Here is a 20,684-nt window from a genome sequence, read left to right on the forward strand (position 1 = left end):
TCGCCGAACCTTCCGACGATGCACCCATGCTAGGACACCTGTACGACATACCCGGGTCTGCGACCCGGCCGCCAGCACCCCTGGGGACGAAGAGGAGCGAACGCCGACGATGTGGACGGCCAGCGACGCCCTCCCCGTTGCGCTGCCGGCCGAGGCGGCCCCCATCAGGCCCCGCCCGTCCGTCAGGCCCGCCCGTCCGTCAGGCGTGCCCGTCGTCCGGCTGCGGCAGACCGGCGACGTCCGGCACCTTGTCGCTCACGCCCGGCACGTCGGCGAGGGCCGAGCCGTCACCGAGGCTGTCCTTGGGGATCACGCTGAGCGAGCCGTCCGGCTCCAGCGTGACCGCGGCCACGGAGGCCAGCGACCCCGACCCGCTCGTCCGGACCGCCTGCAGCACCTCGGAAGGAGCCACCCGGCTGCGTCGGAGCGCATCCTGGAGCAGCTTCCCGTCCCGCAGGACCAGCGTGGGCTCGGCCGTGACGAACCACCGGCTCCGCGGCCAGGTCGAGGTCACCTTCGCCATCACCCACTGGGCCACGACGAGGAGCAGGATGCCGGTCGCGACGGCCGCCCAGCTGGTGGCCGGGTCGAGCACCCCGGTCGCCAGCAACGAGCCGATGGAGACCGTCACGACGAAGTCGAAGGCGTTGAGCTTCGTCAGCGTCCGTTTGCCGGTTGCGCGCAGGAGGACGACCACCGTCAGGTAGCAGGCTAGGCCCACGACGACGACGGCATAGAGGTCGGACCATCCGGTCAGCCACATGGGAACTCCTCTGGTCGGCGGCCACACCCCCGGTCGGCCATGGACCGCGGGCCGGGCCGCGGCTGATCAGTCGACGCGGATCTCGCCCATCTCCTCCCACCCGTCGCCCTCGACCTGGCGGGAGACGATCCGGGGGGTCGCGGTGAGGTACTGCGGCCACTCGCGCGTCACCTTGGCGAAGTGCTCGGACTGCACGTGCGGGCCGGCGCCGTCGTCCTCGAACGCCTCGACGAGGACGAACTCGTTGGGGTTCTCCAGACTGCGCGACCACTCGAACCACTTGTTGCCCGGTTCGGCGCGCGTCGCCTCGGTGTACTCCCGCACGATCTCCGGCCACTGCTCGGCGTGCTCGGGCTTGACGGGGAACTTGACCACGATGAAGTACATGCCCCCGATCAAACCACCAGAACACGCTCCGGTATGGAGTGGGGCCCGCAGCGGAATACGGTGGTCCCGAGCACCGGTTCACCCACCGGCACCACCGCATACCCCGGACCGGGTGCCACCGGGGACGAAGGGGACACGAGCAGTGACGCTGACCACCGGACGGGCCGAGCCCCCACGCGCACCGGCGACCCCCGTCACCCGCACCTCCGTGACCGACGAGGAGCGCCGTGCCGGGCTGCGTCGCATGCGCGCCGTGGCGACCGGGCTGCTCGTGCTCATGGCCGTCGTCTACGTGCTCACGCACGGGCGCGAGGGGTTCTGGGGCTACGTCAACGCCGCGTCCGAGGCCGGCATGGTGGGGGCCATCGCGGACTGGTTCGCCGTGGTCGCGCTGTTCCGCCACCCGCTCGGGATCCCGATCCCGCACACCGCGCTCGTGCGTCGCCGCAAGGACGAGCTCGGCGACAGCCTGGAGCAGTTCGTCAGCGACAACTTCCTCACCCCGGAGGTCCTCCGCGAGAAGATCCTCGACGCGCGGGTCATGCTGCGGCTGGGCGACTGGCTCGCCGAGCCCGAGAACGCCCAGCGCGTCGTGACCGAGGCGTCCCCCTTCCTGCGGCGGCTCGTCGACCGGGTCGACGAGCGCGAGCTGCGGTCCCTCGTCGACAACGTCCTGATCCCGCGGGTGCGCCGGGAGGACCTCTCCCCCCTGGCCGGCCACCTGCTCGAACGGGTCGTCGACGAGGGCGCCCACCACGGCCTGGTCGACCTGGGCGCCCGCGAGCTGCACGCCTGGCTCGCGCTGCACCAGGACGAGGTCGAGGCGATCGTGCGATCCCGCGCGCCGCAGTGGGCGCCGACGTGGGTCAACGACCAGGTCACGCGGCGGGTCTACCAGGAGGTGCTGCGCTGGGCGCGGGACATCAAGGACGACCCCCATCACAACGTCCGGGCCGCGATCGACTCCTACCTCGCCGAGCTCGGCCGCGACCTGCAGGACGACCCGCGGACGGCGGAGCGGTTCGAGCGGCTCAAGGAGCGCCTCCTCGACCACCCGCAGGTCAGCGACACCGCCGTGCGGCTGGGCGAGACCCTGCGCAGCTCGATCCTCGAGGCGCTGGACGACCCCGCCGGCCACCTCCGGACGCGGATGGAGACCGAGCTGCGGGCGTTCGGTCGTCGTCTGCAGGACGACGCGGAGCTCCGGGCCCGCCTGGAGGAGTGGACCGCGGACACCGTCGTGGCCCTCGTGGCGCGTTACGGCCCGGAGCTGACCTCGGTCATCTCCGGCACGATCCGGCGCTGGGACGCCGCCGAGGCGTCCGACAAGATCGAGCTCCACGTCGGTCGCGACCTGCAGTTCATCCGGCTCAACGGCACCGTCGTCGGGGCGCTCGTCGGCCTGGTGATCCACACGGTCTCGCAGTTCCTCTGATCGTGGGGCGTCACCTGTCCCGCTGAGGCCAGGTCGCGACGCGTCCCGCGGACACGTCCGGCACTGTGGAAAACCACGAGGGCGCTCCGGCGTTTCCCGGCAGGCTCGGCACATGAGCTTCGACGACCTTCCTCAGGACTGGCCCACCCGTTCCCTGGCCGACCCCGTGCTGGCGGCCGACGTCCTCGACCTCGTGGTCAACGACCGCGACCGGATGCAGGGGGGCCTGAGCTTCCTCCTGTGCCGGGGCGACGGACGCCTGAGCCAACCGGTGTTCGTCGGGCAGATCCCGCACGAGGCCGCCCGGCGCGAGACGGTCGGCAGCACCGTCCTCACCGCCGTGACGCTGCCGGGCGTGGGCGGCCTGGTGGTGGGTATCGTCAAGCCGTGGGGAGGCGTCGACGACGACGACCGCGCGCTGCACGAGCACATCCTGGCGATGTGCCGGCGGGCCCAGCTGCCGCTGCTCGGCACCTACGTGGTCACCGGCACCGGGATCGACCGGCTACCCGTGGCCGCCGGCCTGCAGGACGTCGGGGACCAGGCCCAGGGAGCCGCGTGACTGCTCGGCCAGCAGCGCGACCTGCTCGGCCATGGTGCGCCAGGAGTCCGTGCTGCGGACCCACCGTGCCGTCTCCCACGGCCCGGCGACCTGGTGCAGCACGTGCAGCCACGTGCCGTCGGCGGTCTCCTCGAGCTCCACCTCCAGCAGCCCGCTCACCCCGGCGGGCAGGTCCATCCGTCCGCGCACCTCCAGGTGGCCTGCCGGGCACCAGCCGGTGATGGTGCCCCACGGACGGCTGGCGTTCTCCTCGACGACCCGACCGCCGACGTACGGCTCCAGCGAGGCGGACACGGCCCCGTGGCGGCTCACCGTGGACCACCACGAGCCCACGTCGCCGGTCAGCGTCCGCCAGACACGGTGGACGGGGGCACGGACCAGCACCTCGTGCCCGGTGCGGAAGGTCGCTGCGGACATGGTCGCCTCCTCGTGCGGGGCGCACCAGGCCGGCCAGGAGGGGCCGACGGTGCGCCGACGGGTCGTCGGGCCGGGAGCTCGTCCCGACGACGTCGACGCTAGCCAGCGTGTGTTGCGCGACCGTTCCCGCGATGTTTCCGGGAGGGAAACTTCTCCGGCGCCCCGCAGCAGGGGACGGCAGGGGCCTTCCGGCTCGTCGGCGCCCAGCCCTCACAGCTGCTGCTGCGCGGAACCGGTTTGCCCGCGCTCGTAGAGTGGAGGGCGTGCCCGATCCCACCTCGCCGTCACCCCGGCCTGCCCGCGACGGGGACGACCGAAAGGCGCGCGGGGGTGGAGGAGCACGTGAGGGGGACCGCTCGCACGGACGTGGGCGGGGACGAGGCCGCGGCCGCTCCCACGGCCGTGGGAGCGGACAGGGGCCGGGACGAGAGCGGGGCGCGGAGCGGCATACCCGCCGGCAGGAGGCGGTCGCAGCCCGCCGGGCCGCGCTCCCGGCCCCCGACGCCCTGCACTACCCGCCCGAGCTGCCGGTCAGCGAGCGCCGCGACGAGATCAAGGCGCTGATCCGAGACCACCAAGTTGTCATCGTCGCCGGCGAGACCGGGTCCGGCAAGACCACCCAGCTGCCCAAGATCTGCCTCGAGCTGGGCCGCGGGGTCGAGGGGATGATCGGGCACACCCAGCCCCGCCGGATCGCCGCCCGCTCGGTCGCCGAGCGCGTCAGCGAGGAGCTGGGGACCGAGCTCGGGACGCTCGTGGGCTACCAGGTGCGGTTCACCGACACGTCCCGGCAGGACACCCTGCTCAAGGTGATGACCGACGGCATCCTGCTGGCCGAGCTGCAGCGCGACCGGATGCTCAGCCGCTACGACACGCTGATCATCGACGAGGCGCACGAGCGCAGCCTGAACATCGACTTCATCCTGGGCTACCTGCGCCAGCTGCTGCCGCGCCGGCCGGACCTGAAGGTCGTCATCACCTCGGCGACGATCGACGTCCACCGGTTCGCCGCCCACTTCGCCGACGCCGACGGTCGGCCCGCACCGGTCATCGAGGTCTCCGGACGCACCTACCCCGTCGAGGTCCGCTACCGCCCGCTCCAGCGCGAGGGGCCGCCGACCAAGCAGGGCGAGGCGACCTTCGTCGAGGTCGACCAGGTCACCGGCATCTGCGAGGCCGTCGAGGAGCTGTGGACCGAGGGCTCGGGCCGTGACGGCGCGGGGGAGGACATCCTCGTCTTCTGCTCCGGCGAACGGGAGATCCGGGACGCCACCGACGCCCTGGAGGGTATGCAGCTTCCCGGCACCGAGGTGCTGCCCCTCTACGGGCGGCTCTCCGCCGCCGAGCAGCACCGCGTCTTCGCCCGGCACCCCGGCCGGCGGATCGTCGTGTCGACCAACGTGGCCGAGACCTCGCTGACCGTCCCCGGGATCCGCTACGTCATCGACACCGGTACCGCCCGGATCAGCCGCTACTCCCAGCGGCTCAAGGTCCAGCGGCTGCCGATCGAACCGATCAGCCAGGCCAGCGCCAACCAGCGGGCCGGACGCTGCGGGCGGCTCGCCGACGGCATCGCGATCCGGCTCTACAGCCAGGAGGACTTCGAGTCCCGCCCGGAGTTCACCGACCCCGAGATCCTGCGGACCAACCTGGCCAGCGTCATCCTGCAGATGACCAACCTCGGGCTGGGGGAGATCGAGCGGTTCCCCTTCCTCGAGCCGCCGGACTCCCGCCAGGTGGCCGACGGCGTGCGGCTGCTCACAGAGCTGCAGGCCATCGACCCCACGGCGCCGGCCCACCTGCCCCGCCAGCGGATCACCCCCTACGGCCGGGCCATCGTCGCCCTCCCCGTCGACCCGCGGCTGGCCCGCATGCTCGTCGAGGCGGAGAGGAACGGCGCCCTCAAGGAGGTGCTCGTCATCGTCGCCGCGCTGTCCATCCAGGACGTCCGCGAGCGGCCCGTCGACCAGCAGGAGCGCGCCGACCAGCTGCACGCCCGGTTCCGCCGGGTGGGCGGGGTCCCCCGCAGCGAGGGCAGGGCCGACCGCGGTGCCGACCGTGGGGGCGACCGGGCCGACGTCGTCGCTGCGGGGAAGGGCGCCGGGGGTGCCGGGAAGAACCGCCCGGTCCGGGTCCAGGGCGCCGACGGCCGTGGTCCCAAGGAGCAGAAGCAGGACCTCGTGACGTCCGACTTCCTGGTCCTGCTCAACCTGTGGCGCTACCTCCAGCGTCAGCAGAAGGACCTCTCCGGCAGCGCCTTCCGGCGGCTGTGCAAGGCCGAGTTCCTGCACTACCTGCGGGTCCGCGAGTGGCAGGACCTGCACACCCAGCTGCGGCAGGCGACCAAGGGCCTCGGCCTGCAGCTCAACGACCACCCGGCCGACGCCGACCGGATCCACCAGTCGCTCCTAGCAGGCCTGCTCTCCCACGTCGGCCTCTACGACAAGGAGCGGCGCGACTACCAGGGCGCCCGCAACGCCCGCTTCGTCCTGCAGCCCGGCTCGGTCCTGCACCGCCGCAACCCCGAGTGGGTGATAACCGCCGAGCTGGTCGAGACGACCCGCCTGTGGGCCCGGACCAACGCCGCGATCGACCCCGCCTGGGTCGAGGCCTCGGCGCAGCACCTGGTCAAGCGCAGCTACAGCGAGCCCCGCTGGTCCCGCTCGGCGGCCGCCGCGGTGGCCGACGAACGGGTGACGCTCTACGGCATACCCCTCGTGGCGGGGCGCGCCGTGCCCCTGGGACGCACCGACCCCGAGACTGCGCGCGACCTCTTCATCCGCACCGCGCTCGTCGAGGGCGACTGGGACACCCGGCACGACTTCTTCCACGCCAACCGGCGTCTGGTCGACGAGCTCGGGCAGCTGGAGGCCCGCGCCCGGCGGCGGGACATCCTCGTCAACGACGAGACCCTCGTGGAGTTCTACGACCAGCGCATCCCCGCCGACGTCGTCTCCGGCGCGCACTTCGACGCGTGGTGGAAGAAGGCCCGACGCACCCAGCCCCACCTGCTGACCTTCACCGAGGAGCTGCTGGTCCACGAGGAGCACGCCGACGCGGTCCGGGGGGACGACTTCCCGACGAGCTGGACGCAGGGCGAGCTCACCTTCCCGCTGACCTACCAGTTCGAGCCGGGCGCCGACGCGGACGGCGTCACCGTGCACCTTCCGGTCGAGGTGCTCAACCAGGTGCAGGACGACGGCTTCGACTGGCTCGTGCCCGGGATGCACGAGGAGCTGGTCACCGCCCTCGTCAAGGCGCTGCCCAAGGACGTGCGCCGCAACTTCGTGCCCGCCCCCGACCACGCGCGCGCCGCGCTGAGGGGTATGCAGGAGGCCGGCACCGTCGGGACCGTGCCCGTCGACGAGGCGCTGGCGCAGGAACTGACCCGCCGCGGCCTGGTCCGGGTGCGGGCCACGGACATCGAGTGGGACCGCGTGCCTGACCACCTGCGGATGACCTTCCGGGTCGAGCGGGCAGTGCGGCCGGGCGGGGACCACAAGGGCGGCGAGCAGCCCGGCGGGCGACAGAGCGGGGGACAGGGGCGCCAGTCCCGCAGCAAGGGCCGGGTCGAGGTGCTCGGCGAGGGCAAGGACCTCGCGGCCCTGCAGGAGCAGCTGGCCGGGCAGGTCCGCACGACGATGGCCGCCGCGGCCTCGGGCGTCGAACGGACCGGCCTGACCACCTGGCCCGCGGACCTGGACCCGCTGCCGCAGACCTTCTCCCGGCAGGTCGGACCCCGTGTCGTGCAGGGTTTCCCGGCTCTCGTGGATACCGGCACCGCCGTCGACGTCCGGGTGCTGGCCACCCGGTCCGAGGCCGACCGGGAGACCACCCGCGGGATCCGACGGCTGCTCCTGCTCAGCACGACCCCGCCGTGGAAGCGGCTGCTCGCGCTGCTGACCAACGAGCAGAAGCTGGCCCTGGGCCACAACCCGCACGGCTCGGTCCCGGCCCTGCTCGAGGACGCCCTGGCCGCGGCCGTCGACTCCGTCGTGGCAGACCTGGGAGGTGCGTCGGGGGTGCGTACCCCGGCACAGTTCGAGCAGGCCCTCGTGGCGGTGCGTCAGCAGTCCGTGCCGCGGGTGCTGGAGATCGTCGAGGCACTCGTGCCGATCCTGGACACCGCCCGCCAGGTGTCCCTGCGGCTCCAGCGCCTGACGACCCCGGCGGCCGCCGACATGGCCACCGACCTGCGTCGCCAGCTGGACCGGCTGGTGCGGCCCGGGTTCGTCGCCGAGGTCGGCTACGCCCGTCTGCCCCGGATGGTCGTCTGGCTGCGCGGGATGGCCGAGCGGCTCGACAAGGGCGTGCAGGACCTGCCCCGCGACCGGCAGCGGACGGCGGACGTGCACGTCGTCGAGGAGGAGCTGGCGGCGTTCCTGGACAAGCTGCCTCCGCACCGGCGGCAGGACCCCGACGTCCTCGACGTCGTCTGGTCGGTGCAGGAGCTGCGCGTCTCGCTCTTCGCCCAGCGCCTCGGCACCGCCGGCCCGATCTCGCCCAAGCGGATCTACGCGGCGATGGACGCCGCCGAGGACGCCACGGACTGACGGACCCCTGTGCCAGTCTGGGCGCCATGACCGGACCGATGTCGCCTCCGCCCACCGCGGCCGAGCTCTCGGCCGACCCCGAGCTGGCCTCCTGGCGGGTCCTGCTGGGCCGTCTCGCCGGGCGGTGGCGGACCGACAGCTTCGCCCAGGGTGCGCAGTTCGTGGCCGGGGTCGCCGCCCTGGCCGACCACCTCGACCACCACCCGGACATCGACCTGCGCTACCGCCACGTGACGGTCACCACCGTGAGCCACGACGTGGGCCGGCTTACCCGCCGGGACCGACGGCTCGCGGTCGCGGTCGCCGCGCTGGCCGACGAGCTCGGGCTGGTCGCCGTGCCCCAGGAGCTGAGCACCCTGGAGATCGGCCTCGACGTCATGGTCGCGGCCGACGTCGCCCCGTTCTGGCGGGCGGTGCTGGGCTACGAGCCCGAGACCGAGGGCGGCGAGGACGACTGCCTGATCGACCCCGCCGGACGGCACGCCGGGCTGTGGTTCCAGCAGATGGAGGCGCCCCGGACGGAGCGCAACCGCTTCCACCTCGACCTCACCGTCCCCCACGACGTCGTGGAGGAACGTCTCGCCGCGGCGCTCGCGGCCGGGGGCCGGCTGGTCACCGACGAGTTCGCCCCCGCCTGGTGGGTGCTGGCCGACGCGGAGGGCAACGAGGTCTGCCTGTGCACGTGGCAGGGCCGCGGATGATCGACCAGCGGGCCGATGCCGCCGCACGCCGCGCCGAGGAGCAGCTCGGCGAGCTCGACCGGCTCGTCGCGGAGAACGACCGCATCCACGCCCACGAGTGCTTCAACCTCGACCCCGCAGCCAACGTCATGAACCCTCGCGCCGAGGCGATGATGTCGGCGCACCTGGGCTCCCGGCCGTCCCTCGGCCGCCCGGGGGAGAAGTACGAGACCGGCCTGGAGGCGATCGAGCAGATCGAGGTGCTGACGTCGCGCCTGGTCGCGGAGGTCTTCGACGCCCGCCACGCGGAGATCCGGGTGCCCTCCGGCGCGATCGCCAACCTCTACGCCTTCCTGGCCACCTGCGAGCCGGGGGACACGATCATCGCGCCACCGCCCTCGATCGGTGGCCACGTCACCCACCACGCGGGCGGCTCGGCCGGGATGTACCGCCTCCGCACCGTCCCCGCCCCCGTCGACCCCACCCGATGCACCGTCGACGTCGACGCGCTGCGCACCCTCGCCCACGAGGTGCGGCCCAGGCTGATCACCCTCGGCGGCAGCCTCAACCTCCTGCCGCACCCGGTGGCCCAGGTCCGCGAGATCGCCGACGAGGTGGGGGCCAAGGTCCTCTTCGACGCCGCCCACCTGTGCGGGATGGTGGCGGGCGGCACCTGGCCCCACCCGCTCCGCGAGGGGGCTCACCTGATGACCTTCAGCACCTACAAGAGCCTGGGCGGGCCGCCCGGCGGCGTCGTGGTGACCGACGACGACGAGCTCGCCCAGCGCCTCGACGCCATCGCCTTCCCCGGCCTGACCGCCAACTTCGACGTCGGCAAGACGGCCGCCCTGGCCGTCACCATGGTCGACTGGCAGGAGCACGGACACCGGTATGCCGCCGCGATGGTCGCCGCCGCCCGGCGCCTCGCCGAGGAGCTGGGTGCGCTCGGCGCCCCGGTCTTCCAGACCGTCGACGGGCCGACCCGCTCCCACCAGCTGGCCCTGCGGGCGGAGGCGTGGGGCGGTGGTCAGGCCGCCGCCCGGACCCTGCGCCGGGCCAACCTGCTCGCCTGCGGGATCGGCCTGCCCGTGGCCCCGGTCGAGGGGGACATGAACGGGTTGCGGCTGGGGACCCCCGAGATCGTGCGCATCGGCCTGGACGAGGAGGACATGCCGCGGCTGGCCTCGCTGCTCGTGCGGGGGCTCGCCGGCGACCAGGACGTCGCCGCCGAGGTGACCGCGTGGCGGTCCACCCTCACCGGCGTCCACTTCGTCCACGGGGCCTGACCGGCCGTCGGTCCCTCGGCCCGTCGGTGGTCGTCGGCGGCCGGCCCGTCGGTCGTCGCGGTTGTGTCACACCGGTCGTCCGGGCGACCGCTGTGACACAAGAGCGGGCCGGGGCCAGCGGGCGGCAACGGTCGCGACCGCCACGTCCACGTGGTCGACGAAGAGCCCGTCGACCCCGACGTCGAGGAAGGCCGTGACCTGTCCGGCCAGGTCGCCGTGCGCCGAGGGGTCGTCGCCCGAGCGGAACGGCGGCAGCAGGAAGGCGTTCTCGGCCCGGAAGGTCCACGGGTGCACGACGATGCCGGCGGCGTGCGCCCGCGCGACCAGCCCCGTGTCGACGAGCTCACCGTCCTCCCCGGGTGCGAGCACCAGCTCCAGCTGGGGCCCGAGCCCGTCGATCCCGGCCCGGGCCAGCCGCGTGAGGTGGGCGTCGTCGGGCGGGGCGGGCACGCCATACCCCTCCGGCCTGGCCAGGAGGAAGACGGTCCTGGCCCGCAGCCCCAGGCGCGTCCGCATGGCCACGAGGTTGTCCAGCTCGAAGGACTGCACGAACACGGGTGCGTCCGCCCGGTTGAGCCCGTGCAGGTCGAGCAGGTCGACGAGCGGCTCCTCCAGGGGCAGGCCGAGACCGGCGAAGTGGGTGGGGTGCTTGGTCTCCGGGTAGACGCCGATCTCGCGGTCCAGCTTCTCGGAGAGCCGCTCGCGCAGCTGCAGCACCTCGGCGAACGTCGGGACCTGCTCGGTCCGGTCGTGACCGGCGCTGCGCGGGCGCAGGTGGGGAAGGCGCTCGACGGCCCGCAGCGTGCGCAGCTCGGCCAGGGTGAGGTCCTCGACGAACCAGCCGGTCCGCTCGAGGCCGTCGACCTCCTTCGTCGTGCGGCGGTCGGCCAGCTCCGGGTGCCGGGCGACGTCGGTGGTGAAGGTGATCTCGCTCTCGTGCCGGGCGACGAGCACCCCGTCCCGGGTGGCGACCAGGTCGGGCTCGAGATAGTCCGCCCCCAGCCGGGCCGCCAGCTCGTAGGCGCCGAGGGTGTGCTCGGGGCGGTAGCCGCTGGCGCCCCGGTGACCGATCACGAGGGGGCGTGCGGGCGGCCGGGAGGTCACCCTCCGACCGTAGGCCGCCCGGGTGGACGGGAGGTGTCGACACGGCGTCCGGCCGACGAACGGACCGGCCCACCTCGTAGCCTGGGGGAATGGCGGCCGACCGACGCACCACGCTGCTCGTGGTGCACCACACGCCCTCGCCGGGGATGCAGGCGATGCTCGAGGCGGTCCTGGCGGGGGCCCGCGACGAGCAGATCGAGGGCGTCGACGTCGTCGTCCGGCCGGCGCTGACGGCGGGGGTGGTCGACGTGCTGGAGGCCGACGCCTACCTGCTGGGCACCCCCGCCAACATCGGCTACCTCTCCGGGGCGCTCAAGCACTTCTTCGACCAGATCTACTACCCGTGCCTGCAGGAGACGACGGGCCGCCCGTTCGCGGCCTACGTCCACGGCAACGAGGGGCTCGAGGGGGCCGTGCGGGCGCTCCGCGGCATCACCACCGCGCTCGGCTGGGAGCCCGTCGCCCCCGTCCTGGAGCTGACGGGGCAGCCGGACGCGCAGGACCTGGCCGCGTGCGGGGAGCTGGGCGCGGTGCTGGCGGCCACGGTCATGCCGGAGGACTGAGGGCCTCCTCGACCGCCGCGAGCAGCTCGCGGCTGGCCAGGATCCGGAAGTGCCCCTGCACGGGCAGCTCGACGTTCGCGGCCCCCTCGAGCCGGGACCCGCCGGGGATGTGCGGGTCGAACTCGCCCCAGATCGAGGTGATCCGCCCGTTCACCCGCAGCTCCTCGGCCAGCCGGCGCAGGGTCGGGTCGCCGGGGGAGAAGGCCCGCACCGACGGCACGAGGAGGAACCGGGCGTAGACCGACCCGCCGAACGGCGTGGCGACCGCGACCATCCGGTCGATCCGCCGCCCGGGGTCCAGGTGCACCATCGCGTACTTGCCGATCAGACCGCCCTTGCTGTGCGCGACCACGACCACGTCGCGCAGGTCGTGCTCCTCCAGGTATGCCGCGACGGCCTCCGCGCCCGCGCGGACGGGGGCGGTGTTCCAGCGGAGCCGGTCCACCACGTGGACGGGATGCCCGAGGCCGTGCAGCCGGTCGGCGAGCGGCCGCAGGAACTGCCACCGCTCGTAGACGCCCGGGACCAGGACGACCGGCGGTCGGGCAGGCCCCGCGGGGTCCGGGTAGCCGGCGGGGTCGGCCGGGCGGAGCAGGCCGGACGTCTGCCGGCCGGCGGCGTAGGCGTAGTCGAGCACCCAGGCCCGGCCGCGGCCGAGGGCCGCCCGCACCGCCCGCCGGATCACCGGACCGTGCCCGCCACGTCCTCGCCCGCCACGTCCTCGCCCGCCGCGGTGGCCCCCCGGAGCCCGTGGAGCACGATCTGCTCCGCCACCTCGTCCGGGCGGGTGAACATGACCGCATGGGCGCCTGGGACCTCCACGAGCCGCCCGTCCGGCGCCAGCCTGGCCAGCTGGTCGGCCCAGTCGTGCGGGGCGACCGGGTCGCGGTCGCCGCGGACCACGAGCAGCGGCACCGGCAGCCGGGCGACGGCCTCCTCGGTCGGGTAGGCGAGCATGAGCGGGACGGTCTCCAGGTAGCGCCGCGGGCCGGTGCGCAGCCAGTCGCGCACCAGCGCCGCGACGGTCGACGGCGTCTCGACGAACAGGTCGGCCAGCATCCGCATCCCCTGACGGCCGGCGGACCGGGCGCCCGGGTCCACGACCCCGGCGACCGCCACGACCGGCCCCACGACGTCCGGACCCTGCAGGGCCGCCTCGACGACGACCTGGGCGCCCATGGAGTGGCCGACGAGCACCGGTCGGGTCATCCCGGTCCTGCGGACGTAGGCGACGACGACCGCGGCCAGCTGCTCGACGGTCAGCGGCTCATCGGGCGTGGGCGCGTCCCCGAACCCGGGCAGCTCCAGCACGTGCACCCCGGCGGAGCCGGCGAGAGACTCGGCCAGCGGGGTGAGGTAGTGGCGGCCCATCCCGATGCCGTGCACGAGGACGTGCTGCTGGTCGGTGTCCGGCCCCAGCCGGTGGACGTGGGTCCTGGTCCCGGCGTGCTCGAACTCGACCACCGACCGCCACCGCATGGTGGGCGACTCTACCGGCCGGTAACGCAGGGTCGGCCTCCCGCGGGGGAACAAGGGCGCCCGGCGACCGGTTGACCAGTCCCTCGCCCCACGACCCGGAGGACCGCGTGCCCCGACCCGCCGACACCCGCCCCGCCGACACCCCGACCGCGCCGACCGTCCCCGCCCTGCCTCCCGTCGCCGACCAGGCCGAACGGCTGGTCGCGCTGGGGGTGCACGAGCTCGCCGGGCTGCCGGCCGAGGAGCTCCGCGCCGAGGCCGCCCGGCTGGCCGCCGACCTGCCGGGTCCGGGACACCCGCGGGGTCCGGGACAACAGGCAGAGGCCCTGCTCGTCGTCTCCTCCCGGCTCGTCCCGCCGTCGGCGCTCGCCCCGTTGATGCGGCTGCCCGTGCGGGGCGGCGAGCGCTCCGGCTTCGTCGTCGAGGACATGACCGACGTCGACGACTTCGCCCCCGTCGACGGGATCGAGGTGCCCGAGGGCCCGCTCTACCTCGTCCTGTCGCCCGACCGCGGCGACGACCTGGCCAACTGGTCCCCCGAGGAGGCCCTTCCCGAGCTCGCCCGCCGCGGCCGCAGCCCGCTGCTGCTCGCCGAGGGCGTCCACTGGGCCCTGCAGGCGCCCGGCGTCGTCGCCGACAACCACTGCTACATGACGATCGGCTCCCGCCGGCGCAAGGACGACGGCCGCCTCGACAGCCGCACCCCGGCCGTCTGGATCTCCCGCGGCACCGGCCGCGACGGCCGCGAGCGCCGCGGCGCCCCCAAGGTCGGCTGGTGCTGGGCCGGCAACCGGCACACCTGGCTGGGGTTCGCCTCGGCCACGGGGCGCCGGGGCTGAGCCGCGCCGCACCCCACCGCATACCCTGACCCCATGCTGTGGGTCGGACTGTCGGGTGGGATCGGGTCGGGCAAGTCCACCGTCTCCGCGCGCCTGGCCGAGCACGGGGCGGTCGTCGTGGACGCGGACCGGGTGGCGCGCGAGGTGGTGGAGCCCGGTATGCCGGCGCTCGCCGAGATCCGGGAGCGCTTCGGCCCACAGGTGGTCGGGGAGGACGGGGTCCTCGACCGGGCCGCCCTGGGCCAGGTCGTCTTCGCCGACGAGCAGGCCCGCCGCGACCTGGAGTCCATCACCCACCCCCGGATCGCCGAGCGGACCCTCGAGCTGGTCTCGGACGCCCCGGCCGACGCCGTCGTCGTGCACGACATCCCCCTGCTGGTGGAGCTGGACCGCGCGGCCGACTACGCGCTGACCGTCGTCGTCGACGTGCCGGCCGACGAGCGGCTCCGCCGGCTGGTCGAGCTGCGCGCGATGGACCCGGACCAGGTCAGGGCACGCATCGGTGCCCAGGCGACCGACGAGCAGCGCGCGGCCGCCGCCGACGTGCTGCTCGACAACTCCGGCACGGTCGAGGACCTCCACCGCGCGGTGGACCTTCTCTGGGAGGACCGGCTCGCGCCCTTCGAGGAGAACCTGCGGCACGGCTGGTCCTCCTGGGAGGAGCTGGCCGACGGGGCCACGCCGACCGAGAACGGGCGTTGCCGGGCCAGGGCCGAACGCTCGCTGCGCCGGATCGCCGGCGTGGTCGGGGGGCAGGGAAGGGTCACGGCGCTGCGCTGCGAGGGCGACCGCGGGGGGCGGTGCGAGCTGGTGCTGCCGGTGCCCGCGGACGCCGACCTGCAGGACCCCGCCGTCGTCCGTCGGCTCGCCAGGGTCGGCTTCGTGGTCGACCGCGGGCTGGTGCTGGGCGCGGATCCCCGCTGGCAGGTCCGGTGCCGGGTGGAGGAATCCTCCCCGGACCCTGGCGCCTGAGTCCTACGCGGAGTAGTCTGCTGGGTCACTCGCCGACTCCGGCGTTGGGGGCCGGGGCCGGGGTCCTTCGTCCGACCTGCCCGAGGTGGTCCCGATGCACCAGGTTTCCCGCCGTTCCTTCCTCACCTGGACGGCCGCGGGCACGCTCGCCCTCGTCGTCACCGACCCGGTCACCGGCGTGCGCCGGGTCGTGGCCGAGGAGCTGCCGGGGGGCACGCTCCCGGCCGGCGACATCCGGCCGTTCGCCTCGCCACTGCTCGTGCCGCCGACCATGCCGCGCACGCGACGCAGCGGAGCGAAGGGCGGCCCGGTCGACCACTACGACATCTCGGTGCGGCAGTTCGCCCAGCAGATGCTGCCCAAGGAGCACCCGGCGACGACCGTCTGGGGCTACGGGCCGGCCGACGGAGGGGTGGGCCGGCGGCTCCACCACGCCCCGTCGATGACGATCGAGGCGGCGCACGGCGTCCCGGTGCGGATCCGGTGGGTCAACGACCTCGTCGACGACCAGGGCCGGGCCCTGCCCCACCTGCTGCCCGTCGACCCCACCCTGCACTGGGCCAACCCCGACCTGCGGCCGGGGCCGGGGCCGGACGGCGTGCCGCGCACCGACGTCCGCCCCGATTTCTCCGGCCTGACCTACGTGCCGCCGGGCGAGCCCGTGGACCCGGACACCCAGTACTCCACCTACCAGGGCCCGGTCCCGATGGTCGTCCACCTGCACGGGGCGATGGGCATGGGCGACGAGTCCGACGGCTACCCGGAGGCCTGGTACCTCCCGGACGCGTGGGACCTTGGCGAGCACGCCGAGCACGGCACCTGGTACGAGTTCTTCGCCCGCCGGTCCCTCCAGCGCTACGGCGAGATGTGGCGGCGCGGCGAGCAGGTCGCCCACTACCCCAACGACAACCGCGACTCCACCCTGTGGTTCCACGACCACACCCTGGGCATCACCCGGCTCAACGTGTATGCCGGGCCCGCCGGCTTCTACCTGCTGCGGGGAGGCCCGCACGGCGAGGACGAGGTCACCGACGCCCGGACCGGCCGGCGCGCGGTGCTGCCGGCCAACGCCCCGGTCAGTGCGCGCGGCCGGGGTCGGGTGCCGACCTACGAGTTGCCGCTGGCGATCCAGGACCGCTCGTTCAACGCCGACGGGTCGCTGTTCTACCCGGACACCAGGGCCTTCTTCGACGGCTACGAGGGTCCCTACGTGCCCGACAGCCCCATCCACCCCGTCTGGAACCCGGAGTTCTTCGGGAACACGCTCATCGTCAACGGCCGGACGTGGCCCTTCCACGAGGTCGAGCAGCGGCGCTACCGGCTGCGGCTGCTCAACGGCTGCGGCTCGCGCTTCCTCATCCTCGACCTCTCCGGCATCCCCGGGGTCAGGGCCCACCAGATCGGCAACGACGGCGGCTTCCTGCCCGCGCCGCACGACCTGGCGCAGGACGGCCTGCGTCTGCTGATGGCCCCGGCCGAGCGGGCGGATGTCATCCTCGACCTCACGGACGTGCCCGTCGGCGAGCACGTCATCACCAACCTGGGCCCGGACGAGCCGTACGGGGGAGGGGAGCCCGGCGTGGACTTCGACCCGGCCGACCCGACCACCACCGGTCGGGTGATGCAGCTGCGCGTCGTCCCGGCCACCGGTCGCGACCGGACCACCCCCGCCGAGCACCTGCAGCTGCCCGGCCTCCCCGCGGACGGGACCGCCGTGCGCACGCGCAAGCTCGCCCTGCTGGAGCACATGCACGCCGTCGACGACCACGAGGTGGAGGAGGGCGAGGCGCCCGCCGCCGCGCTCCTGGGCGTGATGCGGCCGCACGAGGGCAAGGGGCTGGAGGCGCACCCGCTGACCTGGGCCGACCCGGTGACCGAGAACCCCGACGTCGGCGACACGGAGGAGTGGGAGATCTACAACCTCACGGCCGACGCCCACCCGGTACACGTCCACGAGACCCCGTTCCAGGTCCTGGAGCGGCGGGAGATCACGGTGGAGGAGGCCGAGTACGTCACCGACGTCGGCGGCCCGCTGCCGGTCCCGCCCGGCGACCGCGGCCTGAAGGACACGGTCATCTCCTACCCGGGCACGATGACGCGGATCCGGATGACCTTCCGCAACCCCGGCCAGTTCGTCTGGCACTGCCACGTGCTCGAGCACGAGGACAACGAGATGATGCGGCCCTACCGGGTCGGCCCGGAGCAGAAGGGGCAGCCGGCGGACGGGATGCCGCACCACTGACGGTGGTGGCGCGGCCCGCCCGTCCGGCGTCTACCCCTTCGCGTCCTTCCCCTCCGTGGCGTCCTGCTTCGAGGGCGCCGTCAGGCCCAGGACCTCGGGCAGGGCCGGCGGCTCCTGGCCCAGGACGTGCTCGGCCAGGAACGCGCTGACCACCTGGTACCAGACCTTGGCGTGCTGGGGCGCCAGGATCCAGTGGTTCTCCGCCGGGAAGTAGAGGAACCGGTGCACGGTGGAGCCGTCCGCCTCGGCGGGCCGCCCGGAGCGGGAGAGCAGCTCGTACCAGAGGCGCAGCCCCTCGCCGATCGGCACCCGGTAGTCCTTGTCGCCGTGGATGACGAGCACGGGGCTGACGATGTCCTGCACGAACCGGTGCGGGCTGTGCTTCTCGCTCATCTCGGGCGTCATCTCGCGCTGCCAGTAGAACGAGGCGTCGGTGGTCGGCCCGAACCCGTCCAGCGCCCACAGCGAGGCGTGCGTGACGACCGCGTCGAACCGGTCGGTGTGCCCGGCGACCCAGTTGGCCATGTAGCCGCCGAACGAGCCGCCCATCGCCGCGGTCCGGGAGGCGTCGATGTCGTCGCGGGCCTCCACCTCGTCGGTGATGGCCATCAGGTCGGTGTAGGGCGCGTCGCCCCAGGCGCCCCAGCCGCGCTGGATGAAGTCCTGCCCGTAGCCGGTGGACAGGGCCGGGTCCGGCAGGAGCACGGCATACCCCTGGGCGACCATGAGCCAGGGGTTCCACCGCCAGGTCCAGGCGTTCCACGAGCCGAGGGGGCCGCCGTGGATCCACAGGAGGAGCGGGTGCCCGCCGGCGACGTCGTCCTCGGGCAGGGCGAGCCAGCCGCGCACCCGGGTGCCGTCCGGCGTGGTCGTGCCGACCTCCTCGAGCCGCCCGGGGACGCGGGGGCGCTCCACCGGGCCGTCGAGCACGGTGACCTCGCCGCTGGCCAGGTCGAGGCGGACGACCTCGGGAGGGTAGAGGTAGGAGCTGCGCACGCCGTAGGCGACCGTGCCGTCGGGGGCGACGACGAGGTCGGACCAGGCGGCGTCGTCGGACGTCAGCTGGCGCACCTCGCCGGAGGCGACGTCGATGCGGAACACCGGCCGGCGGCCGTCGCTGTCGGCCAGCGCGAGCACGGCCGAGCCGTCGGGGGTCCAGGCCACCGGGCTGGGCCAGCGGTCCCAGTCGTGCGCCAGCGGCGTGGTCTCCCCGGTGGCCGTGTCCACCAGGTGCAGCTGCGGCTGCGGCGGGTCGGTCGGGGTGGTGACCCGGTCGAGCACGACGACCGCGCGGGTGCCGTCCGGGCTGACCGGGCCGGCGTCGACCTCGACGCCGTCCCGGTCGATCAGCGTGCGCCGCTCGCCGCTGGCCAGGTCGATGCGGACGAGGGCCGACCGCTGGTCGGCGCCCTTCTGCGGCACCGGGATCGACAGCAGCGCGAAGGTGCCGTCGGGGGACAGGACCGGCGAGGGCTCGTGCAGCGGCGCCGGCAGGTCGGCGGTCAGCAGCCGCAGCCGCAGCGCGGGGGAGCGGTCCACGGTGCCCGGGAGGGGGGCGGCCGCCTCCTCCTCGCTCTCGTGCGGGTGGACCCCGTCGACCTCGCCGTGGGCGTCGACCGCGCCCGACGACGGACCGGCTCCCTGCTCCACGGCGAAGACGTGGGGACGGGCCGGCCCGAGGTCGGAGTCCCAGAACCGGACCGGGTAGCCGGAGTGCAGGATCGCGTCCACGCCGGCGTCCTTGCGGGCCTTGGCCAGGGCGGCGTGCTGCTCCTCGTCCGCGGCACCCGGGAAGAGGTCGGCGGTGACGACCGTGCGGTCGGCGTCGCGGGCGCACCGGACCCCGCCGACGCCCCCGGGCCGGCTCAGCACGACCCGCGCCTCGCCGCCACGGGCGGGGATGAGCCACAGGGCCGGGGTCGGGGAGTCCTCGTCGCCGTCCGGGTCGGGCCGGGAGGAGGTGAAGTAGAGGTCGCCGTTGGCGGCGAAGGCGGCGCCGGACTCGCCCTTGCTGCTGCGGGTCAGCCGGTGCGCCTGCTGCCGGCCGGTGGGGTCGACCTCCCACAGCGCCGACGCGTAGCCGGTGCCCTTGCGGTTGAGGGTCGCCACCGTCGTGACCAGCCGGGAGCCGTCGGGGGACAGGGCCAGGCCGGACAGGCGCGGCACCGCCACGTAGTGGTCGAGGTCGTGGAAGACGGACGCGGGGGTCCGGGACTGGGACGCAGGTGCGGTCATGCCCTCTGTGATACCACCCCCGTCCGACGATGTCGCACCGTCGCGGGCACCGCATACCCTCTGGAATGCCCTGACGCACCCGGGACGTTGCACCTGCCAGACGAGAACGAGAGGACCCCCCGTGACGACGAGCTCACCGCTGTTCCGCCTGGAGACCGACGCCGCCCGGCAGCCCCAGCCCGCACCCCTCCTCATGGTCGCGCTGGACGGGTTCATCGACGCCGGGCAGGTGCGCTCCACCCTGGCCGAGCACCTGCTCGAGCACCTGGACCACGAGGTGGTGGCCAGCTTCGTGGCCGACGAGCTGGTGGACTACCGCTCGCGGCGGCCGCTGATGACCTTCGACTCCGACCACTACGCCGACTACGACGACCCCTCGCTCGTGCTCTACCGCGTGCAGGACGCCGCGGGCGAGCCGTTCCTGCTGCTGCACGGCTTCGAGCCCGACTTCCGCTGGGAGGGGTTCATCGAGGCGGTCCGCCAGCTCGGGCTCTACTTCGGGGTGCGCCGGGTCGTCAGCGCCCACGGCATCCCGATGGCCGTGCCGCACACCCGGCCCGTGGGGATGACCCGCTTCGCCAGCGACCGGGAGCTCCTCGGGGAGCACACCCCCGTCTTCGGCCAGGTGAAGATCCCCAGCAGCGCCGAGAGCCTGCTGCACCTGCGGCTGGCCGAGGCCGGCCTGACGACGCTGGGCGTGGCGGTGCACGTGCCGCACTACCTGGCCGAGGCCCAGTTCGGCGACGCGATCGTGGCGGCCGCCGACGCGGTCATGGACCTGACCGGCCTGGTGCTGCCGACCGCCGAGCTCATCGCGATGGCGGGGCTGACCCGGGCCCAGATCGAGACCGAGCTGGCGCAGAACCACGACGCCCGCGAGGTCGTCGAGAGCCTCGAGCAGCGCTACGACCACTTCGTCGAGGGGATGAAGAAGCGCAGCCTGCTCGCGGCCGAGGCGGCCAAGCTGCCCAACGCCGAGGAGATCGGGGCCGAGCTGGAGAAGTTCCTGCGCGACCCCGGCGTGGCCGGACCCGCCCCGCAGGAGGGCACCGTCGTCGACGAGCCCTCGGACGACGACACGGACCCGCAGGCCTGACCCCGGCCCGTCCGCTGCGACAGGCGGTGCCTGCGCCGCCGTGCGACGATGTCGCCCGACCACCACCTACC

Annotated in this window: 17 protein-coding genes; 10 read left to right on the top strand and 7 right to left on the bottom strand. The window is 74.0% G+C overall.

Annotated features, from left to right (window positions below):
* Window positions 1-199: 199 nt before the first annotated feature.
* A complete protein-coding gene (locus tag FJR00_RS07930; protein WP_141338243.1) occupies window positions 200-763 on the bottom strand; it encodes a DUF421 domain-containing protein in 564 nt (187 codons plus the stop codon).
* 66 nt (window positions 764-829) lie between these two features.
* A complete protein-coding gene (locus FJR00_RS07935) occupies window positions 830-1,150 on the bottom strand; it encodes a putative quinol monooxygenase (protein ID WP_075958844.1) in 321 nt (106 codons plus the stop codon).
* Window positions 1,151-1,292: 142 nt separating this feature from the next.
* On the opposite strand from FJR00_RS07935, the gene FJR00_RS07940 reads away from it, so the two are divergent.
* Together FJR00_RS07940 and FJR00_RS07945 are read left to right on the top strand one after the other, a co-directional pair.
* A complete protein-coding gene (locus FJR00_RS07940; protein ID WP_238330390.1) occupies window positions 1,293-2,585 on the top strand; it encodes a DUF445 domain-containing protein in 1,293 nt (430 codons plus the stop codon).
* A gap of 112 nt (window positions 2,586-2,697) precedes the next feature.
* Window positions 2,698-3,147, top strand: coding sequence for a hypothetical protein (locus tag FJR00_RS07945; protein ID WP_141338244.1), 450 nt, complete (start codon window positions 2,698-2,700; stop codon window positions 3,145-3,147).
* Here FJR00_RS07945 and FJR00_RS07950 read toward each other — a convergent pair.
* A complete protein-coding gene (locus FJR00_RS07950; RefSeq protein ID WP_141338245.1) occupies window positions 3,091-3,564 on the bottom strand; it encodes an SRPBCC family protein in 474 nt (157 codons plus the stop codon). The genes FJR00_RS07945 and FJR00_RS07950 overlap by 57 nt on opposite strands.
* A 263-nt stretch (window positions 3,565-3,827) precedes the next feature.
* On the opposite strand from FJR00_RS07950, the gene hrpA reads away from it, so the two are divergent.
* From hrpA to FJR00_RS07965, 3 genes are read left to right on the top strand one after another with little or no spacing between them, the layout of a single operon-like run.
* Window positions 3,828-8,117, top strand: a complete 4,290-nt coding sequence (gene hrpA, locus FJR00_RS07955; RefSeq protein ID WP_141338246.1) for an ATP-dependent RNA helicase HrpA — start codon at window positions 3,828-3,830, stop codon at window positions 8,115-8,117.
* 26 nt (window positions 8,118-8,143) lie between these two features.
* Window positions 8,144-8,818: a VOC family protein gene (locus tag FJR00_RS07960; protein ID WP_238330391.1), complete on the top strand. Its 675-nt coding sequence runs from the start codon at window positions 8,144-8,146 to the stop codon at window positions 8,816-8,818.
* Window positions 8,815-10,083, top strand: coding sequence for a serine hydroxymethyltransferase (locus FJR00_RS07965; RefSeq protein WP_141338247.1), 1,269 nt, complete (start codon window positions 8,815-8,817; stop codon window positions 10,081-10,083). The genes FJR00_RS07960 and FJR00_RS07965 overlap by 4 nt, the downstream gene beginning before the upstream one ends.
* Window positions 10,084-10,149: 66 nt before the next feature.
* Here FJR00_RS07965 and FJR00_RS07970 read toward each other — a convergent pair whose 3' ends face one another.
* Entirely contained in the window at window positions 10,150-11,187 is a 1,038-nt protein-coding gene (locus FJR00_RS07970; RefSeq protein ID WP_141338248.1) for a glycerophosphodiester phosphodiesterase family protein, read from the bottom strand.
* 89 nt (window positions 11,188-11,276) lie between these two features.
* On the opposite strand from FJR00_RS07970, the gene FJR00_RS07975 reads away from it, so the two are divergent.
* The gene (locus tag FJR00_RS07975) at window positions 11,277-11,750 is read left to right on the top strand and encodes a flavodoxin family protein (protein WP_075958851.1); all 474 of its coding nucleotides are present in this window, start codon (window positions 11,277-11,279) and stop codon (window positions 11,748-11,750) included.
* Here the strand turns inward: FJR00_RS07975 and FJR00_RS07980 are convergent.
* Both FJR00_RS07980 and FJR00_RS07985 read right to left on the bottom strand, forming a co-directional pair.
* A complete protein-coding gene (locus FJR00_RS07980) occupies window positions 11,734-12,435 on the bottom strand; it encodes an esterase/lipase family protein (protein WP_141338249.1) in 702 nt (233 codons plus the stop codon). The genes FJR00_RS07975 and FJR00_RS07980 overlap by 17 nt on opposite strands.
* A complete protein-coding gene (locus tag FJR00_RS07985; protein WP_141338250.1) occupies window positions 12,432-13,229 on the bottom strand; it encodes an alpha/beta fold hydrolase in 798 nt (265 codons plus the stop codon). The genes FJR00_RS07980 and FJR00_RS07985 overlap by 4 nt, the downstream gene beginning before the upstream one ends.
* A 107-nt stretch (window positions 13,230-13,336) precedes the next feature.
* On the opposite strand from FJR00_RS07985, the gene FJR00_RS07990 reads away from it, so the two are divergent.
* The 3 genes from FJR00_RS07990 (at window position 13,337) to FJR00_RS08000 (ending at window position 17,282) form a co-directional block, all read left to right on the top strand.
* A complete protein-coding gene (locus tag FJR00_RS07990; protein ID WP_181409545.1) occupies window positions 13,337-14,068 on the top strand; it encodes a DUF5701 family protein in 732 nt (243 codons plus the stop codon).
* A gap of 33 nt (window positions 14,069-14,101) precedes the next feature.
* On the top strand, window positions 14,102-15,040 hold the full coding sequence (coaE, locus tag FJR00_RS15970) for a dephospho-CoA kinase (protein WP_202876622.1): 939 nt from the start codon (window positions 14,102-14,104) through the stop codon (window positions 15,038-15,040).
* Between the two features lie 94 nt (window positions 15,041-15,134).
* Complete coding sequence (locus FJR00_RS08000) at window positions 15,135-17,282, top strand: multicopper oxidase family protein (protein ID WP_141338251.1); 2,148 nt, start codon at window positions 15,135-15,137, stop codon at window positions 17,280-17,282.
* 30 nt (window positions 17,283-17,312) lie between these two features.
* Here FJR00_RS08000 and FJR00_RS08005 read toward each other — a convergent pair whose 3' ends face one another.
* Window positions 17,313-19,517 carry a S9 family peptidase gene (locus FJR00_RS08005; RefSeq protein WP_141338252.1) on the bottom strand — a complete coding sequence of 735 codons (2,205 nt, stop codon included), beginning with the start codon at window positions 19,515-19,517 and terminating at the stop codon, window positions 17,313-17,315.
* Window positions 19,518-19,638: 121 nt separating this feature from the next.
* Here FJR00_RS08005 and FJR00_RS08010 point away from each other — a divergent pair, with 121 nt between their 5' ends.
* A complete protein-coding gene (locus FJR00_RS08010; RefSeq protein WP_141338253.1) occupies window positions 19,639-20,613 on the top strand; it encodes a PAC2 family protein in 975 nt (324 codons plus the stop codon).
* Window positions 20,614-20,684: the final 71 nt, after the last annotated feature.

Source organism: Ornithinimicrobium kibberense, from assembly GCF_006519705.1.
GTDB lineage: Bacteria > Actinomycetota > Actinomycetes > Actinomycetales > Dermatophilaceae > Ornithinicoccus > Ornithinicoccus kibberensis.